This window comes from Brevundimonas sp. (assembly GCF_046295595.1).
Taxonomy (GTDB): domain Bacteria; phylum Pseudomonadota; class Alphaproteobacteria; order Caulobacterales; family Caulobacteraceae; genus Brevundimonas.
The window spans coordinates 85,173-94,958 of sequence record NZ_JBKBMX010000010.1 but is presented as its reverse complement, the minus strand read 5'-3'; the positions used below and the strand labels follow the sequence as shown (position 1 = coordinate 94,958).

Annotated in this window: 14 protein-coding genes and 1 pseudogene; 11 read left to right on the top strand and 4 right to left on the bottom strand. The window is 67.4% G+C overall.

Going from position 1 to position 9,786, the window contains the following annotated elements; translation table 11 throughout:
* Positions 1-120: pseudogene (locus ACK4JY_RS08850) on the top strand (IS5/IS1182 family transposase); the annotation flags it as partial.
* Here the strand turns inward: ACK4JY_RS08850 and ACK4JY_RS08845 are convergent.
* Entirely contained in the window at positions 117-1,148 is a 1,032-nt protein-coding gene (locus ACK4JY_RS08845) for a ligase-associated DNA damage response exonuclease (RefSeq protein WP_409604789.1), read from the bottom strand. The pseudogene ACK4JY_RS08850 and the gene ACK4JY_RS08845 overlap by 4 nt on opposite strands.
* Before the next feature lie 84 nt (positions 1,149-1,232).
* Here ACK4JY_RS08845 and ACK4JY_RS08840 point away from each other — a divergent pair, with 84 nt between their 5' ends.
* The 9 genes from ACK4JY_RS08840 to ACK4JY_RS08800 all read left to right on the top strand — a co-directional run bounded on the left by ACK4JY_RS08840 (position 1,233) and on the right by ACK4JY_RS08800 (position 6,507).
* Complete coding sequence (locus tag ACK4JY_RS08840; RefSeq protein WP_409604787.1) at positions 1,233-1,709, top strand: PaaI family thioesterase; 477 nt, start codon at positions 1,233-1,235, stop codon at positions 1,707-1,709.
* Positions 1,706-2,104: a PaaI family thioesterase gene (locus ACK4JY_RS08835; protein WP_409604785.1), complete on the top strand. Its 399-nt coding sequence runs from the start codon at positions 1,706-1,708 to the stop codon at positions 2,102-2,104. Before ACK4JY_RS08840 ends, ACK4JY_RS08835 begins: the two co-directional genes overlap by 4 nt.
* Before the next feature lie 63 nt (positions 2,105-2,167).
* Positions 2,168-2,554, top strand: coding sequence for a hypothetical protein (locus tag ACK4JY_RS08830; RefSeq protein WP_409604783.1), 387 nt, complete (start codon positions 2,168-2,170; stop codon positions 2,552-2,554).
* Positions 2,555-2,587: 33 nt separating this feature from the next.
* On the top strand, positions 2,588-2,917 hold the full coding sequence (locus ACK4JY_RS08825; protein WP_409604781.1) for a hypothetical protein: 330 nt from the start codon (positions 2,588-2,590) through the stop codon (positions 2,915-2,917).
* 87 nt (positions 2,918-3,004) lie between these two features.
* Entirely contained in the window at positions 3,005-3,445 is a 441-nt protein-coding gene (locus tag ACK4JY_RS08820) for a hypothetical protein (RefSeq protein WP_409604779.1), read from the top strand.
* A 36-nt stretch (positions 3,446-3,481) separates the two neighbouring features.
* Positions 3,482-3,925 (top strand): hypothetical protein, encoded by a 444-nt coding sequence (locus tag ACK4JY_RS08815; RefSeq protein WP_409604777.1) that lies wholly within the window; start codon positions 3,482-3,484, stop codon positions 3,923-3,925.
* A 56-nt stretch (positions 3,926-3,981) separates the two neighbouring features.
* Positions 3,982-4,947 (top strand): IS1595 family transposase, encoded by a 966-nt coding sequence (locus ACK4JY_RS08810; protein WP_409604775.1) that lies wholly within the window; start codon positions 3,982-3,984, stop codon positions 4,945-4,947.
* 139 nt (positions 4,948-5,086) lie between these two features.
* Positions 5,087-5,683, top strand: a complete 597-nt coding sequence (locus tag ACK4JY_RS08805; protein ID WP_409604773.1) for an MltR family transcriptional regulator — start codon at positions 5,087-5,089, stop codon at positions 5,681-5,683.
* A 188-nt stretch (positions 5,684-5,871) separates the two neighbouring features.
* Complete coding sequence (locus ACK4JY_RS08800) at positions 5,872-6,507, top strand: helix-turn-helix transcriptional regulator (RefSeq protein WP_409604772.1); 636 nt, start codon at positions 5,872-5,874, stop codon at positions 6,505-6,507.
* A gap of 57 nt (positions 6,508-6,564) precedes the next feature.
* On the opposite strand, the gene ACK4JY_RS08795 is transcribed toward ACK4JY_RS08800, so the two are convergent.
* The 3 genes from ACK4JY_RS08795 to ACK4JY_RS08785 form a co-directional block, all read right to left on the bottom strand.
* Positions 6,565-7,077: an SH3 domain-containing protein gene (locus ACK4JY_RS08795; RefSeq protein ID WP_409604770.1), complete on the bottom strand. Its 513-nt coding sequence runs from the start codon at positions 7,075-7,077 to the stop codon at positions 6,565-6,567.
* Positions 7,078-7,206: 129 nt separating this feature from the next.
* Positions 7,207-8,874: a lysine--tRNA ligase gene (locus ACK4JY_RS08790; protein ID WP_409604768.1), complete on the bottom strand. Its 1,668-nt coding sequence runs from the start codon at positions 8,872-8,874 to the stop codon at positions 7,207-7,209.
* A 46-nt stretch (positions 8,875-8,920) separates the two neighbouring features.
* Positions 8,921-9,388 (bottom strand): hypothetical protein, encoded by a 468-nt coding sequence (locus ACK4JY_RS08785; RefSeq protein WP_409604766.1) that lies wholly within the window; start codon positions 9,386-9,388, stop codon positions 8,921-8,923.
* Positions 9,389-9,481: 93 nt separating this feature from the next.
* On the opposite strand from ACK4JY_RS08785, the gene ACK4JY_RS08780 reads away from it, so the two are divergent.
* Positions 9,482-9,751: a hypothetical protein gene (locus ACK4JY_RS08780; protein ID WP_409604764.1), complete on the top strand. Its 270-nt coding sequence runs from the start codon at positions 9,482-9,484 to the stop codon at positions 9,749-9,751.
* Positions 9,752-9,786: the final 35 nt, after the last annotated feature.

The window sequence follows — 9,786 nt, the reverse complement described above, 5'->3', positions numbered from 1 at the left end:
AAGCTCAAGCACTTCCGCCGCATCGCCACCCGCTTCGACAAGCTGGCCCGCAACTTCCTCGCCGCCGTCCTGCTCGCCTCAACACGCCTCTGGCTCAGGGCTTATGAGTCCAGAACCTAGGCCGGGGTGTCCGGGGCGGCCTCCTCGTCCTCGTCGTCATAGCCGACCAGCCGCAATGCCCGGGCCCGCTGGCCGTTCAGCTCGCACCAGCGCAGCAATCCCTCCTCGCGGCCATGGGTGATCCACACCTCCTCGGGCCGCAGCTCGGTGAAGGTGGCGATCAACTCGGGCCAGTCGGCGTGGTCCGACAGCACCAGCGGCAGCTCCACCCCGCGCTGGCGCGCGCGCGCCCGCACCCCCATCCAGCCCGAGGCGAAGGCCAGCACCGGATCGGCGAAGCGGCGGGCCCAGCGATCCTGCGTCGCCGACGGCGGGGCGATGACCACCTCTCCGCCGAGAGCGTTGGGCTTCAGCCCGGTCGCCGGGGCCAGCGGGCCCAGATCGATCCCCTCGCGTTCATACAGGCGGTTCAGCCGCTCCAGCGCGCCGTGGACATAGATCGTCCGCTCCCAGCCCGCCTCGCGCAACAGCCGGATGACACGCTGCGCCTTACCCAGGGCGTAGGCCCCGACCAGATGGGCCCGGTCGGGGAACTGCCGCAGCGAGTGGACCAGCCGCGCCATCTCCTCGCCGTCGGGCGGATGGACGAACACCGGCAGGCCGAAGGTCGCCTCGGAGATAAAGACGTCGCAGGGCACGGGTTCGAACGGCAGGCAGGTCGGGTCGCGACGGCGCTTGTAGTCCCCCGAGACCACCATGGTGACGCCCTTCCAGCGGATCACCGCCTGGGCCGAGCCCAGCACGTGACCGGCGGGGACCAGGGTCACCTCCACGCCCTTGTGCGAGGTCGTCTCGCCGTGGGCGGCGGCCTGCTCCCGGACGGCGAAATCGACGCCATAGCGCTCGGCCATGATGGCGAGGGTCTGCGGCGTCGCCAGCACCGCGCCGTGGCCCGCCCGGGCATGATCCGAATGCCCATGGGTGATCACCGCCCGCTCGACCGGCTGCACCGGGTCGACATAGAAATCCCCCGGCGGGCAGTACAGGCCGGCCGGCGTCGGTCTGAGCAGGTCCTCAAATCGGATCATGGGCGCGAATGCAGCTCCTCGTTACCGGGCGGGAACGCGCGAGCGGCTCTTGCGTCCCCGCCCGCGACCGGTTGATAGCAGACCATGGCTCCTTCGACTCTCGTCTCCCTGCTGCCCCAGCTCGCCGCCGGCGCGGCCCACACCCATGCCCTTGGCTTCATCTATGACGGCCTTGAGGGCGACAGGGTCCGTCTTCGCGTGCCGTGGCGCGAGGATCTGGTCGGCGATCCGGACACCGGGGTGCTGTCCGGCGGCCTGGTCACCGCCCTGCTGGACCACGTCGGCGGCCTGGCGGTGTGGATCGCCCTGGACCGGTTCGAGCCGATCGCCACCCTCGATCTGCGGGTCGACTATATGCGCGCCGCCGAGCCGCGGCGGGACCTGATCGCCGAGGCGCGCTGCTATCGCCTGACCCATTCCATCGCCTTCGTCCGGGCCTGGGCGTTCGAGGACGGACCGGACGATCCCGTCGCCGCCGCACAGGCCGCCTATATCCTCAGCGCCAGCGACGGCCGGACGCCGGGCGGCGGCCCGCGACCGGGCGCGGAGGCGGCCAAATGAGCCCGCTGCTGGACACACTGCCCTACGCCCGTTTCCTCGGCCTGACGTCGGACCAGGACGGCGACCGCCTGACCGTGACCATGCCGTTCGCGGACCGGCTGATCGGCAACCCCATGCTGCCCGCCCTGCACGGCGGCGCCACGGCGGCGCTGCTGGAGCTGACGGCGGTGGCCCAGGTCGCCCTGTCGTATCCGCGCCTGCGCCTGCCCCGGCCGATCAATGTCACGGTCGCCTATCTGCGCCCCGGCCGGCCGGTCGATGTTTACGCCCGGGCCCGCATCAGCAAGGCCGGCCGCCGCGTGGCGCATGTGCTGGCCGAGGCCTGGCAGGAGGACGAGGCGCAGCCCATCGCCTCCCTCACCGCCCACTTCCTGGTGTCGACTTACGACCTCTAGTTGCAAGTCATTGTAACGCGCGATTGCGTCTTCCAGGATGAGGCATCATCAGCGGAGGACGACATGAACAGACACAGCATCGGCGAGGCGCTGGCCGCCCGCCTCTACGCCGCCGAAGCCTCGGTCGACCGGGCCGTGGCGGACACGGCGGCCCTCGCCGCCGCCCTGCCCGAAGCCCGGGTCGACGCCCGCCTGTCCGCCGTCACCGGCCACCGGGCCATCAGCGGCGCGGCCGCCGCGATCGGCGCCCTCGCCGAGGCGCGCGGCCACCTCGTCCAGACCCACCACACCCTCGCCGCCCTGGCCCGCAAGCTGGACCTTCCCGCGCTGGCCGGCGGGCCGCTCGACAAGCCCGGCGACACCCCGCCCATCGGCGGCCTGTATCCGGAACACGAGGTCGCGAAAATCGTGGTCAACAAAACCCTACCGGATGCCAGTGTTTTCTGTTAAGCTCTCGTTTACTGTTTCAGTTTGGAGGCTTCCATGAATACGGCCCAAGTGATCACGAACATAGCCACCGACCTCAAGGCGACGGAGCAGTCCCTGGACGCCGCCATCGCCCAGGCCACGGCTCTGGTGCAGACGATGATAAACGCCCGCAACGAGCTCAACATCTCCGCCGTGGTCGGCGCCGACTCCCAGGCGAAGGCGCTCGAGGCCATCGCCAGCCTCAGCGCCGCGCGTCAGGCCATGGTCGCCTGCCACGAGGAACTGGCCAAGGACCACCGTCGGATGGGTTATGGCGTTTACGCCGGCGCCTTCGACGACAAGGGCCAAGGCCGCGCCCCCGAACAGCGTCTCCGCGCGGTTTAATTCCGCGTAATGTCGGCGAGCGGACGTTCCCGATTCCGCTGACTTCAGGCATTGTCGCTCCCGTGCTTAAGGCGCGGGGGCGATTCTGTGTTTGAAACCATTTATGGTCAGGTCGGGCTCGCCATCGCTCTGCTGGTCATCGGCTTTGCTTTCTGGAAGGGCGATGAGCCGGAGCGGGTTTCCGCCGCCGCCTATGCCCTGGTGTTCATCGGCACGCTGATGATCAAGGATGATCGCAGCCTGAGCACGCCGCAATGGGGCGTGATGGGAATGGACATTGTCCTGCTGCTTGTCTTCCTCGGCCTTGCCGCGCACAGCCGGCGCGGCTGGCTGGTCTGGGCCTCGGCCTTTCAGGCGCTGATTGTCACCGGCCACCTGCTGGTGGCGGCGAACCTGCGCCCCCCGTCGGACGCCTTCGCCACCGTCAACAACATGTCCAACTACGGTCTGCTCATCGCGCTCGGCGTCGGCACTTTCTGGGCCTGGCAGGAGCGGCGCGCCGCCGCTCTGGGCGCCGGGGAGATCTAGCCCCGCCGGTCAGGCGGTCGGAACGGAGACGGACCGGTGTTCGACACCCTCTATTCGCAGGTCGGGGCCGCCATCTGGGTGACGGTCGTCACCTTCGCCCTGCTGAAGGGCGAAGAGCCCGAGCGGATTGGCGGCGTCGTCTATGCGCTCGGCGCCCTTGCCTCCCTGCTGGTCCAGGACGAGACCCGCCTGTACGGCGCCCAGTGGGGCCTGATGGGGCTCGACGTGATCCTGCTGGCCGCCTACGCCGGCGTGGCGTGGAAAAGCCGTCGCTCCTGGCCCGTCTGGGCCAGCGCCTGCCAGTCCCTGATCGTGATGATCCACGTCATGACCGTATTCGACGGCCGGCCGCCGCTGCTGGCCTTCTATGTGGTCATGAACCTGGCCACCTACGGCATCCTGCTGGCCCTCGCCCTCGGGGTTCTCCAGTCGTGGCGCGACCGCCGCGCCGAAGGCCTGGAGCAGGCTGAACAGCGCTAGGTGGATATTCCTAACTATGCACTTTACATACCCGATGATTCTCGGTATCAAGGTGCATGGCAACCGCAACGCTTTCAGATCCGATCTTCCACGACGCCGACGCGGCCCGTGCGCACTTCGAGAAGCTGCGCTGGCCCGATGGTCGGACCTGCCCGCATTGCGGCGTGGTCGGTAACGAGGCCTCGACCCTGCTCAAGGGCAAGTCGCACCGCGCGGGCCTGTACAAGTGCAAGGCCTGCGATCTGCCCTTCACCGCCACGATTGGCACCGTCTATGAGGACAGCAAGGTTCCGCTGAACAAGTGGCTGCTGGCCACGCATCTGATGTGCGCCAGCAAGAAAGGTATCAGCGCCCTCCAACTGCAACGGGAGCTAGCTCTGGGCTCCTATCGCACGGCTTGGTTCATGGCTCACCGCATCCGCGAAGCGATGATCGACACCGACGACACCCCGCTGGGTGGCGAGGGCAAGGTCGTGGAAGCGGACGAAACCTACTATGGCAAGCCCGCCGTCTCACCGAAGACTCGTACCGATGGCTCGCCCTTCCTCAAGGGCAATCCGAAGCGTCGCAACAGCCGCCCGGTCGGCGCTCTGGTCGAGCGCGGCGGCAAGGCCAAGGTCTTCCACGTCGCTGTCGCCGACAAGGCAACGGTGTCGCGTCTGGTCATGGAAAACGTCGACAAGGCGACCCGTCTCCACACGGACGAAAGCCGACTCTATGTCGGCGCGGCCGACGTGTTCGCCTCACATGAGACGGTCAAGCATTCGGCAGGCGAGTACGCCCGTGGCGACGTGAATACGAACAGCGCGGAAGGCTTCTTCGGTGTCTTCAAGAAGGGCATGAAGGGCGTCTATCAGCACTGCTCAGAGAAGCACCTGAACCGTTACGTCACCGAGTTTGGCTTCCGCCACAACACCCGCATCGCCCTTGGCGTGAACGATGGGGAACGGACGGACCTTGCGATCATCGGAACGATCGGCAAGCGCCTGACGTACCGACAAACTGACGCGGCCTACGTTTAGATTTCAGGCTTTGCGGCTGGCGCGTCGGCGCCGGAAGAAGCCTTCCGCTTCTTGGGACTCATCTTAGGCTGCGGCGGGGTGGCGAGCATCCGCTTGACCACCTCGTCGCGGCGTTCGGCCGTGTCTTTGGGAGCGTCTTTTGGCGAAGCGGAGTTCATTAAAGCACCTCAGTCGCGATACCGTCAGCTTTTCTGATCACCTGGATGGCTTCTCTGCGTCGATCAAGGGAAGCGACCTAGAGGCGGTTATCATCTCCGTCAGCCTAATCGAGAATGCGCTCGAACGCACGATCCGCGACCGGTTCCGCGAGCTTTCTCAGCCCGAGGTCGATGATTTGTTCTCCGGAACCGGAGCGCTGTCTTCGCTCTCGGCAAAGATCCACATTGGCTACGCAATCGGCATTCTGGGCAAGAAAGCCAAGCACGACCTCCTTGCTATGAAGGACATTCGGAACGCCTTTGCACACTCCGCAAAAGCCATATCGTTCGACACACCTGAGGTGGCGCAGAAGTGCGCGGGCGTCCACCACATCAAAGAGGTCGGATCCGAATACGAGGGCGACTTGCGTGATAAGTTTTTGGCGGCCGCGCGAGTTTTCTGCTTTCTGCTGAACGTCTATGAACCGACACGTATCGAGGTCGAGGGGCTCGGGGACTTGTCCGATGACACCCCTAGGAGCGCTTCCGAAAGCAGCTCACCCACCAACTCGGACGGCGACTCAAAACGCGGATCATAGTTAGCCAGAACACGCACGCCCGCCTCGATCATCGCGGGTGTAATCTCGATCTCAGTCAGTACCGGCCTGTCGGGTCCATGTTTAGGCATATTTTCCTCGGTATGCAAAGTGCATAATTAGGTGGATATTCCTACGCTTGTCCGGTACTCTGCAGCGAATCGGCCACGCCGCCCTCCGGACCCGCGCCCATGCCCCTGTCCCACGGCCAGCTCTGGAAGGCGATCGACGGCCTGGCGCGCCGGGAGGGCATCAGCGCCTCGGCGCTGGCGCGGCGGGCGGGTCTGGACGCGACCAGTTTCAATCCGTCCAAACGCTTCGGCCCGGGCGATCCGCCGAGACCGCGCTGGCCGTCGACAGAAAGCCTGACCCAGGTCCTGCACGCCACCGGCGTGTCGCTGGGCGAGTTCGCGGCCCTCGCCCATGACGCGCCGGAGCGGGCGGCGACCGTGCCCCTGCTGGGCATGGCCCAGGCCGGGCAGGATGGCTTCTTCGACGACGCAGGCCTGCCGGTCGGCGACGGCTGGGAGCAAACCGAACTGCCGCGCCCGCGCGAGACGCTGCTGAGCCTGCGGATCGCCGGCGATTCCATGGTTCCGCTGTACCGCGAGGGGGACCGCGTCATCGTCGACCGAGAGGCCTCCGACGTGCGCAAGGGCGACCGGGTGGTGGTGCGCACCACGGGCGGCGAGACCCTCGCCAAGGAGGTGGCGGCGCTGACCACGCGGGCGGTGACCCTCGCCTCGGTCAATCCGGCCTATGAGCCGCGCGTCCTGACGCGCCGCGACATCGTCTGGATGGGGCGCATCCTCTGGGTCAGCCAGTAGCGCCGGACGCAAAAAGGCCGCCCCGGGGGGCGGCCTTTCCTTGGTTATACGGCGCGACTAGCGGCTGACGTAGTGGGCGCTGACCCAGCCGCCGTTCGACAGCTGGACCCATTCACCCTCCGAGCCGACGACCGAGAAGGTCTGGCCGGCCGACAGGCTGCCGACCTGGCCATAGTTGGTGCCGGGGCCCGAGCGAACCCGCAGGTTCGACGTGGCGCGGTAGGTGTCGCCGCCGGCGTTATTGTTATTGTAGCTGTAGTCCGAGTTGTAGGACGACGCTTGACGGGCGCGCTGCTGGTTGCAACCGACGTACGAACCAGCGGCGGCGCCGGCGCCGGCGCCGACCACGGCGCCGAGGCCGCGCTCATTGCTGGAAATCTGGCTGCCGGCGAGGCCGCCGATCAGGGCGCCGATGATGGCGCCGGTCTGTTGGCGACCGCCGGGGGCGTCGCAGTTGGTGATGCCGTTGGCCTGCTGCGCCATGGCGGCGGTCGGCAGGGCCATCGGGGCCAGTCCGGCCAGCAGGGCGGCCGAGGCCAGGGCGACGGTGATCTTGTTGTTCTTCGACATGGCTCATCTCCTTCATCGAGTTGGTCGATGTGAGGGCATAATGCGCGGCGCAAGGTGAAGGCTCCCGGAGCCGCGTCGTTATATTCGGTTCATGTACGGCGCCGCACGCCATGCGGCCGGACCGCCGACCTAGGCCAGCTCGCCGCTGGCCCCGGCCTCGATCAGCCGGATCGTCTGCGGCAGGCCGTAGATGGCCGCGAACGAGCCGAACCGCGGCCCCTGCGAGGCGCCGAGCAGCACTTCGTACAGCGCCCCGAACCAGCCGCGCAGCGGTTCGAAGGCGTGCGCCTTGCCGACGGCGTAGACCTCGTTCTGGATCACCTCGCCGTCGGTCGTGTCCGCCGGCAGGGCCTTCAGCCGCGCCGCGAGGTCCAGCAGCGCCGCCTTCTCCCGCTCGTCCGGCAGGCGGTAGGACTTCGTCGGCTTCACGAAGTCCACATAGTAGTTGAGCGCCCGGTCCATCAGCTGGTCCAGCAGCGGCTCGTTCTGCGGCGTCGCCTCGGGCAGATATTTGGCGAAATAGGCCCACAGCTGGTCCTTGTTCGACGCATTGGCGACGCCGACCAGGTTGAGCAGCAGGGCGAAGGACACCGGCGAGGTGTGATCGGGCGGCGACCCGGCGTGGATCGACCAGACGGCGTTGTCGATCCGCTTTGCCGGCTCCTGGGTCTTGTAAGCCTCGATAAAGGCCAGATAATCGTCGATGGCCCGAGGAATGACGTTGAAGTGCAATGACTTGGCCGATTTCGGCGACTGGAACATATACCAGCTCAGCGACTCCGGCGTGCCATAGCGCAGCCACTGCTCCATCGTCAGGCCGTTGCCCTTGGACTTGGAGATCTTCTTGCCCTCGACGTCGAGGAAGAGCTCGTAGTTGAAGCCTTCGGGCGGAACGCCTCCCAGGGCGCGGCAGACCTTGGAGCTCTCGCGCACGCTTTCGATCAGGTCCTTGCCGGACATCTCGTAGTCGACGTCGAGCGCGGTCCAGCGCATGGCCCAGTCGGGCTTCCACTGCAGCTTCACATGGCCGCCGGTGACCGGCAGCTCGGTGCGCCCGCCCGCGGGGTCGTCGAAGACGATTGTCCCCTTTTCGACGTTGCGCTCCAGCGTCGGCACCTGCAGCACATGGCCGGTCACGGGGCTCACGGGCAGGAAGGGCGAATAGGTGGCGCGCCGCTCCTCGCCGAGCGTCGGCAGCATGATCGCCTGCACCGCGTCGAACCGCTCCAGCAGGGTCAGCAGGGTCGCGTCGAACCGGCCGGATTTGTACTGTTCGGTCGAGGACAGGAATTCATAGTCGAAGCCGAAGCCGTCGAGGAAGGCGCGCAGGCGGGCGTTGTTGTGGGCGCCGAAGCTGTCGTGCGTGCCGAACGGGTCGCGCACCACGGTCAGCGGCTTGTGCAGGTCCTCGCGCAGCATCTCCGGGTGGGGAATGCCCTCCGGAACCTTGCGCAGCCCGTCCATGTCGTCGCTGAAGGCGATCAGCCGCGTCGGCCAGTGATCGCCGGTCAGGGCGCGGAAGGCGTTGCGCACCATAGTCGTGCGCGCCACCTCGCCGAAGGTGCCCATATGCGGCAGGCCGGACGGGCCGTAGCCGGTCTCGAAGATGACGGGCTTTTGCAGCGCCTCGAAGGTCGCCAGCGCCTCGTCCGCCCTGCCGGCGTCGATCAGCAGCTTCGCCGCATTTCGCTCGGCGTCCGACAGCCGCTTCTTCAGCACATGGGCGAGAAGATTGCGGGCCTGTTCGAAAGGCCAGGACTTGGCCTCGCGCGCGAGTGTTTCGAGGTTATGCAGCATGGGAGGGGCTTTGCCGTTTCCCGGCCGCCCGGTCAACGCGAAGGCGCTAGCGACGGCCCGTGGCGAAGGCCACGACGGCAACCCCGGCGGCGACGACCATGGCGTCCTCGACCAGCCCGCTGCGGGTCTGTCCGATCTCGTCCATCGCCCGTTTGCGGCCTGCCAAGGTCAGCCAGGCGAGCGGCACGGCGGTCGCGACCGCCAGACCGGCCCCGGTCCGCTCGCGGCCGCGCGGCGCCAGGGCCGCCCCGGCGATGCCCGCGCTGAGGATCCGCGCCAGCAGGCCAAGGAACACCGTCCGGTCCGGCGCCGACTTCATCTTGTCGCCCGCCAGTTCGCCAACGCCCATGGCCAGGGCCCCGGCCGCGAACAGCGGCTGGTCCAGCAGGACGAGGCGGCCCGGGGTCTCGCGCCCGGCCAGATGCGCCCCGGCCAGCGCCACCATCGGGGTCATGGAGCGGGCGCTGGCGACGGCTCCGATGAGGAGGGAGGGGAGGAAGCTGGCGATATCCATTCCCGTCCAACCCGCTTTCGCGCATAGGGTTCACGGACCTCGCGCAACCTCGTCCCGACCGGGCGGTTGTTCGGCCTCACCGGAGAAGACGCCATGACGGACCAACTGACTTTCACCCTCGACGAAGCCATCAAGGCCCAGCGCAGCCTGCGGCAGGTCCTGGGTCTGGGTGAAGAGCGGTTCGAGGTCTCCGAGTTCGTTCAGATGATCAGCGACGAGATCGAGCAGATGCGCGACGCCGGCAAGACCAATGACGACATCGCGGCGGTGGTCGCCGAAGCCACTGGCCACCGCATGGATCCCGCCGATCTTGATCGTCACTACGTGGCGGCTGAGCACCGCTATGGCGGTCAGGAGCAATAGCCGGCCACCCTTGACCGGGCGCCGGCGCCGTGGCC